Origin of the sequence: Citrobacter sp. Igbk 16 (assembly GCF_028069755.1) — a bacterium.
Taxonomy (GTDB): Bacteria; Pseudomonadota; Gammaproteobacteria; order Enterobacterales; family Enterobacteriaceae; genus Citrobacter.
This window is the reverse complement of sequence record NZ_JANEWJ010000026.1, coordinates 1-16,115: the sequence shown is the minus strand read 5'-3', so window position 1 is coordinate 16,115 and position 16,115 is coordinate 1. Positions and strand designations below refer to the sequence as shown.

At 49.3% G+C, this 16,115-nt stretch carries 15 protein-coding genes and 1 pseudogene; 10 read left to right on the top strand and 6 right to left on the bottom strand.

From position 1 onward, the window contains the following. Window positions 1-5: 5 nt before the first annotated feature. Entirely contained in the window at window positions 6-1,790 is a 1,785-nt protein-coding gene (locus tag NNO03_RS16470; RefSeq protein WP_271450038.1) for a diguanylate cyclase, read from the top strand. Window positions 1,791-1,850: 60 nt separating this feature from the next. Here NNO03_RS16470 and NNO03_RS16465 read toward each other — a convergent pair whose 3' ends face one another. Next, window positions 1,851-3,248, bottom strand: coding sequence for a hypothetical protein (locus NNO03_RS16465; RefSeq protein ID WP_271450037.1), 1,398 nt, complete (start codon window positions 3,246-3,248; stop codon window positions 1,851-1,853). A gap of 311 nt (window positions 3,249-3,559) precedes the next feature. Between NNO03_RS16465 and trpS the strand changes: the two genes are divergently transcribed. From trpS to NNO03_RS16430, 7 genes and pseudogenes are all read left to right on the top strand, one after another. Then, a complete protein-coding gene (gene trpS, locus NNO03_RS16460) occupies window positions 3,560-4,564 on the top strand; it encodes a tryptophan--tRNA ligase (RefSeq protein ID WP_271450036.1) in 1,005 nt (334 codons plus the stop codon). Between the two features lie 267 nt (window positions 4,565-4,831). Continuing rightward, a complete protein-coding gene (locus NNO03_RS16455; RefSeq protein WP_271450035.1) occupies window positions 4,832-5,317 on the top strand; it encodes a spore coat protein U domain-containing protein in 486 nt (161 codons plus the stop codon). 22 nt (window positions 5,318-5,339) lie between these two features. Further along, window positions 5,340-6,056, top strand: coding sequence for a molecular chaperone (locus NNO03_RS16450; protein ID WP_271450034.1), 717 nt, complete (start codon window positions 5,340-5,342; stop codon window positions 6,054-6,056). A gap of 151 nt (window positions 6,057-6,207) precedes the next feature. Next, entirely contained in the window at window positions 6,208-8,364 is a 2,157-nt protein-coding gene (locus tag NNO03_RS16445; protein WP_271450033.1) for a fimbria/pilus outer membrane usher protein, read from the top strand. After that, window positions 8,355-9,302 (top strand): spore coat U domain-containing protein, encoded by a 948-nt coding sequence (locus tag NNO03_RS16440; protein ID WP_271450032.1) that lies wholly within the window; start codon window positions 8,355-8,357, stop codon window positions 9,300-9,302. Before NNO03_RS16445 ends, NNO03_RS16440 begins: the two co-directional genes overlap by 10 nt. Window positions 9,303-9,370: 68 nt before the next feature. Then, window positions 9,371-9,538 (top strand): annotated as a pseudogene (locus NNO03_RS16435) (deoxygluconate dehydrogenase); the annotation flags it as partial. Between the two features lie 118 nt (window positions 9,539-9,656). Then, the gene (locus NNO03_RS16430; RefSeq protein WP_271450031.1) at window positions 9,657-10,139 is read left to right on the top strand and encodes a glutathione peroxidase; all 483 of its coding nucleotides are present in this window, start codon (window positions 9,657-9,659) and stop codon (window positions 10,137-10,139) included. A gap of 245 nt (window positions 10,140-10,384) precedes the next feature. On the opposite strand, the gene NNO03_RS16425 is transcribed toward NNO03_RS16430, so the two are convergent. The 3 genes from NNO03_RS16425 to NNO03_RS16415 form a co-directional block, all read right to left on the bottom strand. Continuing rightward, on the bottom strand, window positions 10,385-10,891 hold the full coding sequence (locus NNO03_RS16425; RefSeq protein WP_271450030.1) for a YrhA family protein: 507 nt from the start codon (window positions 10,889-10,891) through the stop codon (window positions 10,385-10,387). Between the two features lie 7 nt (window positions 10,892-10,898). After that, window positions 10,899-12,047: an HNH endonuclease signature motif containing protein gene (locus NNO03_RS16420; RefSeq protein WP_271450029.1), complete on the bottom strand. Its 1,149-nt coding sequence runs from the start codon at window positions 12,045-12,047 to the stop codon at window positions 10,899-10,901. Between the two features lie 260 nt (window positions 12,048-12,307). Then, window positions 12,308-12,727, bottom strand: coding sequence for a rhodanese-like domain-containing protein (locus NNO03_RS16415; RefSeq protein WP_271450028.1), 420 nt, complete (start codon window positions 12,725-12,727; stop codon window positions 12,308-12,310). 82 nt (window positions 12,728-12,809) lie between these two features. On the opposite strand from NNO03_RS16415, the gene ftrA reads away from it, so the two are divergent. Then, on the top strand, window positions 12,810-13,799 hold the full coding sequence (gene ftrA, locus NNO03_RS16410; protein WP_271450027.1) for a transcriptional regulator FtrA: 990 nt from the start codon (window positions 12,810-12,812) through the stop codon (window positions 13,797-13,799). A 215-nt stretch (window positions 13,800-14,014) separates the two neighbouring features. On the opposite strand, the gene NNO03_RS16405 is transcribed toward ftrA, so the two are convergent. Together NNO03_RS16405 and NNO03_RS16400 are read right to left on the bottom strand one after the other, a co-directional pair. Then, window positions 14,015-14,641 carry a GNAT family N-acetyltransferase gene (locus NNO03_RS16405; RefSeq protein ID WP_271450026.1) on the bottom strand — a complete coding sequence of 209 codons (627 nt, stop codon included), beginning with the start codon at window positions 14,639-14,641 and terminating at the stop codon, window positions 14,015-14,017. A gap of 175 nt (window positions 14,642-14,816) precedes the next feature. Further along, entirely contained in the window at window positions 14,817-15,287 is a 471-nt protein-coding gene (locus NNO03_RS16400) for a GNAT family N-acetyltransferase (protein ID WP_271440597.1), read from the bottom strand. A gap of 199 nt (window positions 15,288-15,486) precedes the next feature. On the opposite strand from NNO03_RS16400, the gene NNO03_RS16395 reads away from it, so the two are divergent. Then, window positions 15,487-15,831 (top strand): DUF1294 domain-containing protein, encoded by a 345-nt coding sequence (locus tag NNO03_RS16395; RefSeq protein WP_271450025.1) that lies wholly within the window; start codon window positions 15,487-15,489, stop codon window positions 15,829-15,831. The last annotated feature ends 284 nt before the right edge of the window (window positions 15,832-16,115 follow it).

Here is a 16,115-nt window from a genome sequence, read left to right as displayed (position 1 = left end):
AAAAAGTGCGAATAGCCACAATCACCAACTGGGCTTACAGTGCGACGGTATGCCTGACCATTGCCTCCGGCGTTGTTATGCTGATGGCATCCGGAGCAGACAATACTGAACGTCAGGTGGTAGAGCAACGGTATAAATTTGATCAGCTAACCGAAGAGGTAGAGCTCGATGCCTGGTCATTGTCCGATTTAGCTCGCGAGTACGTGATCGCTAAAGATCCAGAGGCGCTGAACGCCTATCGTCAGAAGGCGTCGTCGCTAAAAGCGGTTGAGCTGCGGTTAACAAAATTAAAAGACGTCGGTGCGACAGGTGAAGAACTGGCGCTGCTGCATGAAGGATTACAAATTGTCGATGCACTACAGGAAGAGCAAGCAACGGCGCTCGCCAGTATGGCCCGCGGAGAAACGTCACAGGCTATCGCGCTGCTCTACGGCAAAGCCTATGAACAGGAGCTGGAACGGGCGCAGGTGCGGATAGATCATTTCCGGCAGTTGCTCGATAACCGTGTACGTAACAGCATTGACGATACCACCAGGACATCCCGCATACTGCGTACGCTCTCTGAAGTTATGGTCGGATTAACCGCGCTGCTGTTTTTGTTTGTCCTCGGCTTTATTTTGAAACGTCGCGTACTGCGTCCGGTTGTGCGTCTGAGCGACGTGGTTCACCGCCTCGCCTCGCAGGATTACGCCGTAGAGACGCCTAACTTTAATCAGATTGATGAGATTGGCGACATGGCGCAAGCCATTCGCATTTTTCGCGAGAACGGCCTTGCGCGACAGCGGCTGGAGAAAGAGCGGGATGCCGACTGGGCGATCCGCGAACTATTGGCTCGTATGACCCAGCGTTTACAGGGCTGCGAAAACTTTGCCGATGTTATCAATGTCGCACAGCTTTTTGCCCCGAACATTGCCCCAGGCGTTGCCGGGCGGCTCTACATTCTTGACCGGGAGGCCTGGCACATGCGCTGTGCCGCCGAGTGGCTCTCTCCGCAAGGCAAAGCAGACTCTTTCCATCCGGATGAATGCTGGGCTGTGCGCCGTGGGCAAAGTCATCCTCCCGTGCAGGGCGAGCCGGATATCGCCTGCTACCACCTGCCTGAGTCCTGTCAGGATCATACCCTGTGCGTACCGTTGATCGCCCAGGGTGAAGCCATCGGCTTGCTCTCATTCCAGAATCTCAGCGACAATTCTGCCCCTTCCCGTGCTTATCTGGAGCTGCTGGCCGAGGCACTTGGACTGGCATTGGCCAACCAACGTCTGCGCGATGCACTACTGGAAAAAGCGCTTTATGACCCACTGACCGGTCTGCGCAATCGCCATCACCTTGAAGACACTCTGCGTACCCAGATGAGTCAGGCTGTCCACAACCAGGAACCGATCAGTTGCCTGATGATCGATATCGATCACTTCAAAAGCATCAACGACCGTTTTGGTCATGAGGCAGGTGATGGTGTGATAAAAAGTATCGCTGCCATTATTCAGCGCGTTGTTCACGACCACGGCATGGCCTTCCGCTATGGTGGTGAAGAGTTTCTGGTTCTGCTTGCCGGTATGGATGAAGAAGCGGCCAATCGCTTTGCGACGGACATTTACAACGGCGTACGCGAGTTGACGCTCAGCTTTGGCGTCTCTGATATCGGTCACGTTGATGTATCTATTGGTGTCGCCAGCTACCCGCAGCACGCCCAGAGCGATAACCTGTTACGTGCCGCGGATGTCGCGCTGTATCGTGCAAAAGAGCTGGGACGTTCGCGAATAGTGAGCTTTGGGATGCTGGAAGCGAGCTAAAAAGCGGTGCGTAAGTCCAGACGGGTACTTCCTAAACTATCCCCCGAGGAAGTACCCCCATTAATGGGTATATTCATCGATAAGTGACTGGTGAGTTTTCTGGATTACATCCTGAATATAGGCAGTTGCCTGCTCACCTGGCACACCTGCAGAAGAGAATTTTATACAGGAGTCAAGACTGGCGTAACTGTCTTTTTTATACTGGCACCAAAGTTTCAAATTATTAGCACGTAAGCGTCTAAATTTAGCTAACTGTATTCGGCCAGGCGGTGAAACTTTGTGTATGCTTCTTATTCTGCGCAGACCTGAAAGTGCCGTGTTTCTAATTAGTGCACGCTGGGCACAATATAGCATCTGGCTGGCGCTAAATTGAAGCGTTGCACTCGCCTGATTCCAGGCAGCAATGTCGATAAGGGGATTATCTCCGAACCAATAGTGATGATTAAGTTCATATAAATTTTGTAGCAGTCGGTGGCTATATTTAAACATTATCGCATAATGCTGTAATTTCACGACGTGTTCATTCTCATGCCACCGTTCTGCCAGCGCAATCTGCTCAGCAAACTGGTGCTCCATAGCACTGGCATTCTTAATGTGCTGTGCAATAATCCAGGCACTTGCTTCTTGCTGAGCGCTCTCTGCACCCTTCATACTTACGGTGATTTTATCGTAGACGTCGCGATTTCTTATCATCGTACGCAAAAAAGGATCATTACTCCGTTTTTGATAAGGCGTTCCGTAGCCATAGGTTCCCGGCAGCAGACCACCAGCATCGACAAACGCATCCGTAACCACGGTTAATCGGCATTCTGGCAATAAAAAATCATTTGGCGAAACGGTCTGCGGATCACGTCCATCGGTAAACAGTTCCAGACCGAGTCTGGAAAAAAATGTAGCGACAAGCTCAGAACAAAATGCGCCCCGCGTTCCTTTATCAAAACGGCAGGACTCGATTGCTTGCGCAACATGTTTTGCCAGTAAATGTGGAAAATCTGGTAGCGTTATGGCCTCAAGAAGTCTTGGTACAGCAGAGTAGCTTTTATAAAAATCATTTTCTTGTAGGTCTTTCGAAGCCTGAATCATCCTGGAGAGATCAATGTTTTCGCATTCAGGATGGCGCAATAAAATCCATTCTCTCGGATTTTCGGGGATGCAAATAACCTTTTCAGCAGTGGAATGCCCCCCAGGATACAGACGCATTGGCAATAAAAAAGTAAATCCAACACCCGATGTATCCGATTCGGCAAGATATAGACTTTCAATGCCTGAATCACCACCATGAATCCAGATAGCGGCATGAGAGTATGGTCCGCCGCTCGCTTTCACAATTAGTGAACTGAATGGACTGTTTCCACAAACTAACAAAACGTCACCTGGACGCAACTTTTTCTCCCACAGCAATGGCCCACTACTTTGCAATGCTGCTAGATCGAGTTTCACAGGAACTTCTTTATGCATTGTACTTCCTTGTCGAAAGTTATCACCATGATTACAAAGGGATTTCCAAACATAACAATGGGTACCCTACCCGTAAAGCCAAAATGATGTTGCCCACCCCGACCGGGCAGAGCATTACTTTACCTCAGCGCCTGGCAGTGATATGTTGATCAGATGAATATAAAACACGATTGCAACGGTTTTAACCACCAGCGTTGGTGGCTGCCTTCTTAAAGGCGGTCAGAATGTGTTTATCCATTTTTAAATAACCGCCGAAAGGCGGTTATTTGCATTTTGAGACCCCTTTCGGTTTTATGCTTAAGGAGTCTTCTATGTACAACAAATCCATCATCCTTACCGGCGACCGTCCTACTGGGCCATTGCATCTTGGCCACTATGTAGGTTCCCTGCGCCAACGCGCGATACTGCAACACGATTATCAGCAGTTTGTTCTGGTCGCAGACCTGCAAGGTCTGACCGATAACGGCAGCAATCCACAAAAGATCCAAGATAACATACCCGAAGTGCTGGCCGATTATCTCGCTGCAGGTATTGATCCCTCACTCACCACCTTTTGTTTACAATCGGCACTACCTGCCCTTGCCGAACTCACCGCACTGTATATGAATATCGTTACCGTGGCTCGCGTCGAGCGTAACCCAACGGTCAAAAATGAAATTGCGCAAAAAGGTTTCGCCCGTTCGCTGCCGGTCGGTTTCCTGGTTTACCCGATCAGCCAGGCAGCTGATATTACGGCGTTCAAAGCCAGTCTGGTACCTGTCGGCGACGATCAGTTGCCGATGATCGAGCAAACTAATGAAATCGTACACAAGATGAATAGCCTGTTACCGGCCCCCGTTCTGCATCATTGTAAAGCTATGTTAAGCGAAACCAGCCGTCTTCCGGGTATTGACGGCAACGCCAAGATGTCGAAATCACTTGGCAATACGCTGCTCTTGTCGGCAAGTGAAGAGACTATCCATCGCGCCGTCGGCGCAATGTACACAGATCCTAACCACCTAAAAGTGTCCGAACCGGGGCAAATTGAGGGCAATGTCGTGTTTACCTACCTGGATGCTTTTCACCCGGATAAGGCCAAAGTCGTAGAAATGAAAGCGCATTATCAGCAAGGAGGATTGGGTGATCGGGCATGCAAAAATGAGCTGGAGATGTGCCTGCAAGAACTCATCGCGCCAATGCGTGAGCGTCGGGCAACCTATATTAAGGATAAAGGTATGCTGATGGCGATGCTTAAAAAAGGCAGCGAGCAGGCCTACGACATCACACAGCAAACGCTAAGAGAAGTAAAACAAGGACTGGGGCTGTCGGTATTTTAATCTGGATTGATGTCCCACCCGGCGGAAAATAACCGCCGGGTGGGATGATTCTTTTTAGGTATATTTTCCGTTATGTTTTTACCAACACTACACGATAACACTTGGCAGTGATTAAATTTCGCTCTGCTAAATGTAAATAGCGTTCCCAATTATTTACATGATCTGCACATAGCACAAATACATAATCAAAGAGAATGAGTAATCTCTATCCTTCCTCGCCTTTTCCACCCTTGTAAAGTCGATTATATAACCTTAGCGAGTTTTAAAATGATTAACCGTAAAGCCACTGCATTATCTCTGACTGCGATTAGCATTTTATTTTCATCCGTTGTTTTTGCTGATGATTCAGGCAGTGTTAGCGATCAGATGATGGTAAAACTGACCGTAGAAAAATCCTGCAAGGTCAGTGTGGATGATATGGATTTTGGTTCTCACGGCAGTAATGATGGGGCGGTTACCGCTTCAGCCAAAGCTTATGTCACCTGTACTAACGGCACCGGATATATGCTCGGAACGGATAAAACGCATGATTTCGAAATGAGTTCTAACGACACCGCCGATACCACAAAAGTAGCCTACACCCTTTCAACCGACCATCCGGGTGGCACCTCCCTGGTGGATAATGGCATTTCAGGCATCGGTACCGGTGAGCAGCAGGCACTACCTATCTTCGGGAAAGTAACGGCAAATGCCCTGAAACAGGCACCGGCTGGGGACTATACCGATACCGTAACCTTAACTGTAACGTATTAATTCATTCTTAAAGGTGCAGCATATGAAGCGGTTTATTTTATGGGCAGGCATGAGCATTGTTGGTCTGGTCTGCACGGTGAATTCATACGCTGCCACCCTGCAGGTTTACCCGGTAACGCTGGGATTCTGTGGAAAAGAATCAGCTCAGGCTATCTATGTACGAAACACCGGTAGCGCCGCTATCGGGGCGCAGATCCGCGTTTATGCGTGGCATCAACAGAACAATAAAGATAACCTGACCGAGACCCAGGACGTAATGGTTAGCCCTCCCATGACCACGATCCCAGTTTCTCGTCAGCAATTGGTTCGGGTTATCTTAGCAACGCCAGACAGTGGTGATACCGAACAGGCCTACCGTATTATCGTTGATGAACTCCCCGGCGAAAATAATATGGCAGATAAAGATGGGGTACGCTTCCTGCTACGTTATTCCATTCCGGTTTTTGTGAACTGTAAAGAGACCCGCCCTGCCAGCAGCCAACTCGCTGTATCCATCGTTCGTACCGCCCAACCATTAATGTTGAGAATAAAAAACAATGGTAACCAGCATGTTAAATTAAGTGATGTATTTCTTGTTTCGGGTACTAAGAATATTGTCATGAACAAGGGATTACTTGGCTATGTATTACCGCATAGTGAAAAGGAATGGCCGTTACCGAATGGAATAACAACCGCGTCATCTTTATCACTTAATTTGAATGACAATGCTCAAAAGCAGAACATTAACATTACACCTTAAATCCATTATTTCTTGTTTAGTGGTCTGTACTTCTGTCCAGGCAGCAGAAAATGAAACTCTGTATCTGACTGCAACGATAAATGAGCAACCGGTTAGGGGGTTTATTAAGGCCAGGAACATCAATAACAAACTCTATATTGCTGGTCAGGATATGGATAAACTTAACCTGAAAGTGTCATCTCTGCCGGAGCAAAAAGGTTATTTTGATATCAGTTCACAGGATGGCCTCAATGTTACTTTCGACAACCTTAATCAAAGCCTGACCATTACCGCCAGTAAAAACTGGCTCGACAAAGAAAGCCATCTTTCCAGCAGCAATGGTTCGCGCCTTATCCGTACGTCCGAGTTGTCACCCGAAGTGCGGGGGCTCGCGTTAAATTACGATTTATTCGCCAGCAACGAAAACGGCGTACAAGAGACTTCAGCTTATAGCGAGTTTCGCACCTTTGGCGTTGGCCCTGGTTTTTTCTCCACATCCTTCAATACGCAAGAGTCGAGCAGCAGCAACGAAGCGCAAACGGGAACACATCGCCTGATGAGCAGCTGGAACTACGAAAACGTGGATAAACTGCTCACATTCAGGCTCGGGGATGGTTATACATCCGCACAATCATGGACGAATAGCGTCCGTTTTGGTGGCATTAGCCTTGCGCATAACTACAGTACTCAACCCAACTTTAACACCTCATCGCAGGATATTCTGACCGATAGCGTCGTGCTACCGTCCACCGTTGATCTGTACGTCAAAGGAATCAGAACCTCCTCACAGAAGGTTCAGCCCGGGCAATTTACGCTTAATACAGCACCGGTTTTTACTGGCAGCGAAGGCGCGCAAGTGGTAATTACCGATGTGAATGGTAAACAACGTGTGGTGGATTTGAATCTCTACGGCACCAATCAACTCCTTTCGGATGGGCTAACAACCTGGGGCATGAGCCTGGGCTGGGTACGGGAAGATTACACTTACCGTTCTTTTGGCTATGATCCTCAGTTGGTCGGCGTGGGCGACTGGCGTCACGGACTGAACGACACCACCACCGTCGGCATGCATACCGAGCAGAGTGGCAGTCTGCATAATCAGGGGGTAGGTTGGGATTATTTGCTCTCTCCGTCGCTCGGTACACTTCATGCTAATGCAGCCGCCAGCCGTTATCAGGCGAACAGTGGCAACCAATGGGGTTCCGGCTGGCAGTGGAACAATCAGATTTTTAATTTCTCGCTCTCACACTCGCAGGCGAGTCGAGGGTTTCGCGACATTTCATCCATAGCGGATAACGACATTGCCACCCGTGAAGATTCTGCCTTTGCCAGCATATCGTTTGATAAGACGGGTACTTTCGGTGCGAGCTGGGTCAGCCAGACATTCCCCGAGTATGCGGAACGCTATCTGGGAATTTCCTGGTCAAAAAGTTTTGAAAACCAGGTCAATCTTTCATCCAGCATCACACAATCACTTGGCGACGAACACAACACCACCGTGTACGTCACATTCAGTATTCCGCTATTTCGTCATCAGGATTACCTCTCACTGCAGAATAATCATGATAAAGACGGAGATTCCGTGCAGGCCAACCTGTCGCACTCGCTGGAATCCAATAAACCGGGCTGGGGCTGGAATCTTTCTGCGCAACAAGGCAAGAATCAAAACATCCATGCCAGCCTCCAGCGCCGCAACACCTGGAGCGATCTGGCGTTAGGCTACAATCGCGATGAACAACACAATAACGACTACGGTTCAATGACCGGTGCCGTGGGTTTGTTTATGGGGCATTTCTACGCCACCCGCGAACTGGGTAGCGCTTTCGCCCTTGTCGATACGGCGAAGGTAGCCAATGTACCGGTTTATCTGGAGCATCGCCCGGTTGGTCATACGGATAATAATGGCATGCTGTTCCTGAATAACCTGAATCCCTATCAGGCAAACCATATCGATATCGACCCTCTCGGTCTCGATGAAGACTATCGCGCGCCCTACACCAATGAAATCCTGATCCCACAAACCGGGCGCGGCGCCGTCGCCAGCTTTAACATTTATCGCACGCATGCCGTTCTGCTAACCGTCACGACACCCGATGGCAAATATGCGCCCTTCTCTGCAGAAGTTAGCGTACGGGATCGTCATGGGCAGACACCTGCTCTGGGCACTGCGCAATCCATTGTCGGCTATGAAGGTAAAATTTATCTGGAAGATCCCCCGGCTGGCGGAGCGCTGCGCATTCAATGGGCATCTTCTTCATGTTCGCTAAAACTGCCGACGCAATTTAGCGCTTCTCGGGCAGTGGAGAAAATAAACGCACTATGTCAGTAATTCGTTCACTCTGGTTTCTCATCCTTTTCGTGGTACTGATATTTACATTCAGTCCAGTCGCCGTGGCAGCTAACTGCTGGAACGGCAGCCCCGCAGGGCTGGATTTTGGTACCGTCACCGCCGGACAATCTGGTGCCGCCGCAACCCGACTGTCTCTTACCTGCAATAATTACGATGGTCAGGCCGAGTATGTCCGCGCCTGTCTGAAAGTAATGGCAAACAATCCGCTGGCGATGAGCCAGAACGAACCTGCAAGCACCCCGCTCTATTTTTCGGTCTATTCGATTTACGATCAACATTCGCCGCTGAGTCAGAATAACAACGTGTATGCGCAAATCGATTTTGCCTTGTCGGCAGGCGGGACGGCTGAACATGATATACCGCTTATCGGCAAGATAAATCCCGGTCAGACGAATGTCAGCGCCGGGATGTACTATGACTACGCCACGGCAATACAAATTGCCTACACCTCAGCCAGTTCATTACAAGCGCTCCCGGCCTGTGGCGCCCTGAATGGGACAACCATTACAGACCAGATTAGCGCCTCTGCTACGGTGAAAAATGGCTGTGAGGTGGTCAGCGTGGACGATATGGCATTCGGCAGCAAAAGCCCCGCTCAGGGCGATCTGCTTCACGCGACATCCACAGCGAATATTACCGTCCAGTGCCCAACCGGGACGGACTATTCCGTCAGCATCGGTCATGGTCTGCACCCCGAGGGGAACCAACGCGCACTGTGCCATAACGGTGAGTGCGTAAGCTATGCCCTGTATCAGGATGCTGCCCATTCTATAGCGTGGACGCCGGACAACCCGGAAAAACAGTATTCCGGTGATGGGCAAGCGCAGAGCCTGGTGGTTTACGGTTCAGTCCCACCGCAGAAATGGCCATCGGCAGGCGTGTATACTGACACGGTAGTGATTACGTTAACCTATTAACTCACAAGATGATCGCGACTAATGCGCCGTTCGGTGAGTTAGCGACATATCCAGCGGATGTGAGCTTACTTAGCGGGTTAGATGTATTTGTCGACGATCAATCCAAAATGGGCTAGCGTCTAATGAATGGGCGTACTGTCTGGGAAACGCTTCGTTTCGTGCTGACTCAACCGCGTAGTTGCCATATTAGTACCCTTTACTTTCAAGGACCCACTCGCGAAGATTTGGAGCATTAGGGACAGAATCTGACAGCACTAAACCGAGCGGACTCACCTCCGCTTCTCACTTGCCCCAGCAGCACCGTGCTGTATGGCTATGCCGATGTCTAACCGGTCCTGCTCTGAGGAGTTCGCTATGACCACCTTTTATCAACTGACAGCCACCAGCCTGCACGGCCAGCTTATCTCTATGGCTGACTATGCTGGCAAGCTGGTTCTGGTGGTAAATACCGCCAGCCATTGTGGCTTCACGCCACAATACGCAGGTCTGGAAGCGCTTTACAAAAAGTACGCGGCCCGGGGACTGGTGGTCCTTGGCTTCCCCTGCAACCAGTTCGGTAAGCAGGAACCCGGCAACGCCGACGAAATCGCGCAGACCTGCCACGTCAACTACGGTGTAAGCTTCCCGATGTTTGAAAAAGTGGAGGTTAACGGTGCCGCTACACATCCGGTATTTCGTTATCTAAAAGATGAATTGCCCGGCATACTGGGGGGACGGATAAAATGGAACTTCACAAAATTCCTTATCGGTCGCGATGGCAAGCCGCTAAAGCGTTTTGCACCGTTCACTACCCCAGAAAAAATGGAAACCGTCATCATTGCCGCACTTGAAATCTAGGTATTCTTGTCATTTGAACCGTCAGCCTGGTGCCAGGAGTGGACATTCCGTACTTTTGCGTATGTGGCCAAAATAGGTATGGCACAACAATACAGGCCGGCTGTTGGAACAACCATAAAAAAGAAATACCTTTCACAGTCTGCAACTCCTTTGTAGCAAAACGCTTTTCTGTACACTTCAATTATTTTTATAAAAACATCATTCATCCTTTTATTGACTGGCTAACTGTTTGTAGAATGTGACTATTATTTTACGGTATCGATAAGTGCTGACAGCAGATTACCAAAGGTAGAGTGTGACTCAATAACGTAATCTGTTGATGCTCTATCGCGGATCTGGAAACAGTCGTCTTTGGGGTTGAATACGAACACGGACATACCATCTTGACCAATCAGCACCTTATCGGTCAGGTTTGGGTCAATATAGATTTCGTCGGTGCGGGTATCAATGTTACGGATATAGATATTTGACCATAGTAGTTCGCCATTCTCCGCCTGCGTCATACCGTACAGAGTGAGTCCGTTGTACTCCAATCCGTCCATGATGTTGAACATATCAGCGTAATCCGGGCGATTTATTACTAAACGCTGAATATCTGCGTAAACACCGCGTTTCACCTCATCCCACTCCGCTGGCGCAGAATTGCACATTAAGTCCGTCATGGTGTCAGGCGCGATGGAGTTGGCTACCGGGTAATTATTGGAAACCATCAACGTATTGAGAATACCAATCATCTTATTTGTATCGTTCATAGCGTGCTTATTTCCCTACTGGGTAAATTACGCCATTCGGCGAAGGCCATACAACGTTAGTACTAGCGTTGTATGGGAGGTCTTTGGTGATTATCGCCTGTGTCTTTGATAGCGTTGAGTGATATGGCGAGTTTTGGATTAGTATCAGATTATCCAGGGAATTTGTGCCGCTATCATCCAGGGGGATCTTGTGGTGAACTTGCCACCCGGACGGTACTTTACCATCAGCGAGACGCAGCAGATTGTTGGAATCAAACGTTGATAGTGCGTCAGGGTGATCGGAAAGCGATTTGAGGAAACTTGGGCGTACGGCGCTGTTAAAATCCCGCCGGAGCACGGCATATTCAGCGCGGTCGCGACGGACATAGTTCAGATTCGACACGTTCACATCGTCAAGCAGAACGTGTGCCTTTTTGTATTTGCCCAGATAGCTTGTCAATTCCTCTGCCGCCATTGGGTTACGTATAACCAGCAGCGAAGCCGCAGCTACCATCATCCCGGATGTAGTTTCGTTAAGAACGCCGTCATACCCCTTCATTGCATCGCCGCCCAACTGTTCGGCTGTCCGCCGGAATCCCTCAACATTGCCGTTGTAGATACCACCCGCAGCCAGAAGACGTCCGGCTGCTTTACTGTTAATCGTTTTACCCGCCTGGGCACGTTGTATAGGGGCATCGGCATAGTGATGTTTAATGGTCGGAGGCGGCTTTCTTCCCTGATGCTCGTTAAGGCTATATTCGTAGATTTGACGCACTGCCTGCTGAAAACCCTCACTGTAGGTATCCATGAAGCAGTCATAAATCAGATTACTGTCATCATCGAAATAGAACGGATTGCGGAAGTGCTCCCATTTTTCGCTGGTGTCAACGCCAACCATCCCGCCGTGTTCCAGATTCCATTTCACCTCATCATAGAGTCCGTCGTATTCAGTAAGACGCTTGCGTTTGTAGGGTTGTGTCGCGTATCGGTGGTAAACCCCTCTCTGTCGCTTCGGGACGCTGTGAGGCAGAATGCGGTTGCACTGGTCGTATTCCAGGTAATCCAGTTCATAAAAGATGCCCGCCATATCCAGCGCATCTCGTGGCGACAGAATGAACTGAATATCACCAGGAGCCAGTTCTCGCTCGGCATCCCACCTCATGTAAAGAGTGAACATTCCGTTTCTTCCTTATCCCATGTGTTTTATAAGGACTCTCTCGTTAACGCGGCGAAAAATCAAATGGTTTGGTTTTTGTGGTTGAGTTAATTTGGGACTGCCGGAGGGAGCGACCACCGCCTCTGCAGCGCAATATTGCTGCTCAAAGCCGCCTGTCGATGTCTGGTACACAGTTACTGCATAACAGGCGGCTTCGTGCCATAAACTGGCGTCGGTCATATCCGGTTGCATTAATAAATTGTGCGAACCAGCCGAAAAATTCAACACCGCCGTAAACTGCCAACCGCGTTTTCTGCGAAGGCCAGTCCTTCATCTTCCCAGCCAGTGAGTCCACCAATCATTATCTTGACTGCCAGGCCAAGCTGAGCCAGTTTCAGTGCAGCTCTATCGGCTCCGTTGCAGTGTGGCCCGGCGCAATAGACGACAAACAGCGTATCATTAGGCCATTTATTCATCATGTCTGCGGTGATCATTTTGTGTGGTAGATGAATGGCGTTGGGAAGATGGCGACGAGCAAAAGATTCCTGGCTGCCAACGACATGCAACAGCACGAAGTCCACTTCTCCTGCATTCATGGCTGCGTTGACATCCGAACAGTCTGTTTCCACGCTAAGGCGGCGGGAAAAATGACTGATAACTTCAGGGGCACTGGCGGCGGGGAGCGCTGTTACTGAACTCATGGTATTTCTCTCTTGTTGTAGTGTGGTGTACTGTGTTACCTCTTATCTCACCAGATATCAGCTACCGCCACCGCTACCAACCATGACAGAAATCGCCAGGATTATGACAACAGATCCCCGCCCGCAGGTCGTCGTTCTGGCTTACGACGGGCTATGTACTTTTGAATTTGGCATTGCCGTAGAAATCTTTGGTCTGCCACGCCCTGAACTGAAAGAAAACTGGTATCGCTTTGCTGTCGCTTCCATTGATGATGGCGAATTGCGGGCAACGGGTGGAATAAGGGTGATGGTGGATGGTGGGTATGAGTTGCTTGAACAAGCGGATATGCTGGTAGTTCCTGGTTGGCGCGGAGTTCAAACTCCGGTACCTGAAGCGCTTTGTATTGCTCTTTGCCAGGCTCACCAGCGCGGTTGTCGTATCATGTCTATTTGTTCAGGCGTGTTTGTCCTTGCCGCCGCAGGTCTGTTAAACGGACGAAAGGCGACAACACACTGGCGATATACTGACGAGTTACAGCAGCGTTACCCGGAAATAGAAGTGGTCAATGATGTGCTGTACATCGGTGATGACAATTTGATGACATCAGCTGGCAGTGCTGCTGGTATCGACCTTTGTCTTCACGTAGTGCGCAGCGACTACGGCCTTGAAATTGCCAATAATGTGGCACGCCGGCTGGTGATCCAACTTCATCGTGATGGTGATCAGTCTCAGCAGATAGCACATCCTGTCGCTCGTGCTCAGGAAAGCCGCCGTCTGGGTTTATTATTTGACTGGCTGCATACACATATCGCCGAGCCTCATACCTTAGAAACCATAGCGAATCGTGCAAGTATGAGTCCACGCACCTTACAGCGCCGTTTTCTGGAAGCTACAGGGCTAACTCCTACTCAGTGGTTGCTTGAAGAGCGGCTTAAACGTGTGCAACTAGCATTAAGAAGTAGCAGTCTAAGCATTGAACACATTGCAGAACAAAACGGATTTGGTAGCGCAGGCACGCTACGGCATCACTTTCAGAATCGATTTACTATCAGCCCGCAAGTCTGGCGCAGGCAATTCAGGTCAAGCCCTTAATGAACTGAGTTTGAGATCCTGCGATATTTCTTGCACTTCTGCCTGGTGAGTGATGTCCGCCCTACATCAATTGAAAGAACGCAGATCGATCTCTTCCTGCCAGCAAGAGAGTGACCGCGATACTGCTTTTGAGGTCAGGCGTTCAAAGGCGTCGATTGCGAGGTAAAACACGTAGTATCCCATACCTCCTGTCGGCAATTCTTCGATAATTTTTCTTACCGGTGACCGGAAAGACGGCGCTCAAGGTTGGTCTGAACCTGCGGCCACTCATCATCGATTATGCTGTACCGTATGGAGGTACGCTTTCGACCATCAGGCATAATTCGTTCATTTCTGATGATACCTTCCTGGACCGCACCAATACGGAGAATGGCAGCCTGAGAGCGCTCATTCAATACATCAGTCGTAAACTGAACGCGAACACACTTAAGTTGCTCAAAGGCATATCGCAGCAGTAACAGTTTACTCTCGGTATTTGCAGCTGTTTTTTGCCAGCTTTGTGAATACCAGGTGTGACCAATTTCGAGCTTTCGGTTTTCGCGATCAATCTTCCAGAAACGCGTTGACCCAATGACACGTTGGTCGGATGAGAGCGTTACAGCAAACGGCATGACGGTGCCTTCGGCCTGCCCCTTCAGGGCTTTCTGAATGTACGAATCAGCAGTGTCAGCAGATGGAACTACCGTAAATGACAGAGACCAAAGTTCCCCATCTTCAGCCGCATCAATCAATAGCGGAGCATCCGTCTTAAGCAGAGGACGGAGCGTTACAAGAGCCCCTTGTAAAGTAGGCGTCATATTTGTGGCCTCACAGTTCTTTTGTGTAGATGGATTGGGCTGCATAATCTTGTACCGAATGACTTACTATGCTCCGTTTGCATTTAATAATCGACTCATTAAGGGGCTATTACCTGCTCACCGTTTATAATACATGGCAATATAAGTAATTCCCCCGTGCGTGACTCACTTCCACTATTCGCTCACTACGGACCGTGCCGGGTAGGAATCAGCCGGTGTTCTATTGTTTCGCCAAATATTTCCGCATCAGTGCATTTTGTAGTGTCACGCCACGACACACAGGGAAACCTCGTTCCACGACATGAAAGCCGTGCCGTAGGAAGAATGCTTCCGCAGCCTTACTGACATTTGAAGTAAGTTCACCCATTCCACGTTCTCTGGCTTCTTCATGAATACGGTCCATCAGTAGCGTCCCTACGCCCTGTCTCGGGTAGGCTCCCGAGACATAGAAATGGTCAATGTACCCATTGGGCTGAACATCCGCATATCCAGCTATTTCACCCTCCACTTCAACAACAAAGGGACGTAGTGCCCTCATGCGATTGGTCCAGTGGTCCGGGTCGATATCTGATGGGGCCCAGGCAGCTATTTGTTCATGTGTGTAGTAGTGGGATGCGAGGGTATGTACAGAAGATAAAAATACGCTGAATAACGAAATTTCATCTCCATTTCTGAACCTTCTGATTTTCATATAACCTCGTTATGAGTGTGGCTGGTAGAACAATATCATTACTTTTCATAATGTTCTATTTTCCAGGCTGACCATGCGATCCCGACATTTTCTGCATCGAGATCTTGATAACCCTGGCTTCTGAGAATCTCATGTCCATTTATCGGTGTCGGTTCTGGGTTAAGATAACCGCCTCTCCGTTCTGGCTGTGGTTAATGATATGAATCTCAATCGCTGTTGTTATTTGCTACTGATCTGCGCTGCGATCGGTAGCCTTTTTGCCCCACATCCGTTGCTAATATGGGGCCTGCTCGCCAATATATTGACGCTGGCGATTTACGGCGTGGATAAAATGGCAGCGCGTAAGGCCTGGCGCAGAGTGCCGGAATCCACATTGCTGGTATTTGGCGTTGTGGGCGGATGGGCTGGCGCTATTGTCGGGCAACAACTCTTTCGCCATAAAACACAAAAGCAGCCCTTCAAAACTTACTTCGTCATCAGTGTGATATTAAGTACCTCCGCTATGGTGGCCGTGTATCAATTCTTTCCATTCTCACTTTCCTGAACATCACTTAGGGATAGCGCCCGCACCTTGCGCAACCTTGGCGTGTTGGATTATAACCAAAAGCATCGTTAGCATGCCTGTCCTGATGTACGCACTCTATACTCAGCAACAGATCGTCAACATTAAGGATGGGTATGAAAAAGCTGTTGCTGGTTCTTGTAGTGGCACAGTAAGTTTGGCCACCTGATTAAAGGTGATATTCTCACCTCAACACAAAACAGGTGACTTAATGAACAAGAAAACCAAACGTACTTTCACCCCCGAGTTCAGACTGGAATGTGCGC

Excerpts from the sequence above, each read along its gene's own strand:
- NNO03_RS16465 (WP_271450037.1), bottom strand. The coding sequence starts at position 3,248 with ATGCATAAAGAAGTTCCTGTGAAACTCGATCTAGCAGCATTGCAAAGT.
- trpS (WP_271450036.1), top strand. The coding sequence starts at position 3,560 with ATGTACAACAAATCCATCATCCTTACCGGCGACCGTCCTACTGGGCCA.
- NNO03_RS16455 (WP_271450035.1), top strand. The coding sequence starts at position 4,832 with ATGATTAACCGTAAAGCCACTGCATTATCTCTGACTGCGATTAGCATT.
- NNO03_RS16450 (WP_271450034.1), top strand. The coding sequence starts at position 5,340 with ATGAAGCGGTTTATTTTATGGGCAGGCATGAGCATTGTTGGTCTGGTC.
- NNO03_RS16445 (WP_271450033.1), top strand. The coding sequence starts at position 6,208 with ATGGATAAACTTAACCTGAAAGTGTCATCTCTGCCGGAGCAAAAAGGT.
- NNO03_RS16440 (WP_271450032.1), top strand. The coding sequence starts at position 8,355 with ATGTCAGTAATTCGTTCACTCTGGTTTCTCATCCTTTTCGTGGTACTG.
- NNO03_RS16430 (WP_271450031.1), top strand. The coding sequence starts at position 9,657 with ATGACCACCTTTTATCAACTGACAGCCACCAGCCTGCACGGCCAGCTT.
- NNO03_RS16425 (WP_271450030.1), bottom strand. The coding sequence starts at position 10,891 with ATGAACGATACAAATAAGATGATTGGTATTCTCAATACGTTGATGGTT.
- NNO03_RS16420 (WP_271450029.1), bottom strand. The coding sequence starts at position 12,047 with ATGTTCACTCTTTACATGAGGTGGGATGCCGAGCGAGAACTGGCTCCT.
- NNO03_RS16415 (WP_271450028.1), bottom strand. The coding sequence starts at position 12,727 with ATGAGTTCAGTAACAGCGCTCCCCGCCGCCAGTGCCCCTGAAGTTATC.
- ftrA (WP_271450027.1), top strand. The coding sequence starts at position 12,810 with ATGACAGAAATCGCCAGGATTATGACAACAGATCCCCGCCCGCAGGTC.
- NNO03_RS16405 (WP_271450026.1), bottom strand. The coding sequence starts at position 14,641 with ATGCAGCCCAATCCATCTACACAAAAGAACTGTGAGGCCACAAATATG.
- NNO03_RS16400 (WP_271440597.1), bottom strand. The coding sequence starts at position 15,287 with ATGAAAATCAGAAGGTTCAGAAATGGAGATGAAATTTCGTTATTCAGC.
- NNO03_RS16395 (WP_271450025.1), top strand. The coding sequence starts at position 15,487 with ATGAATCTCAATCGCTGTTGTTATTTGCTACTGATCTGCGCTGCGATC.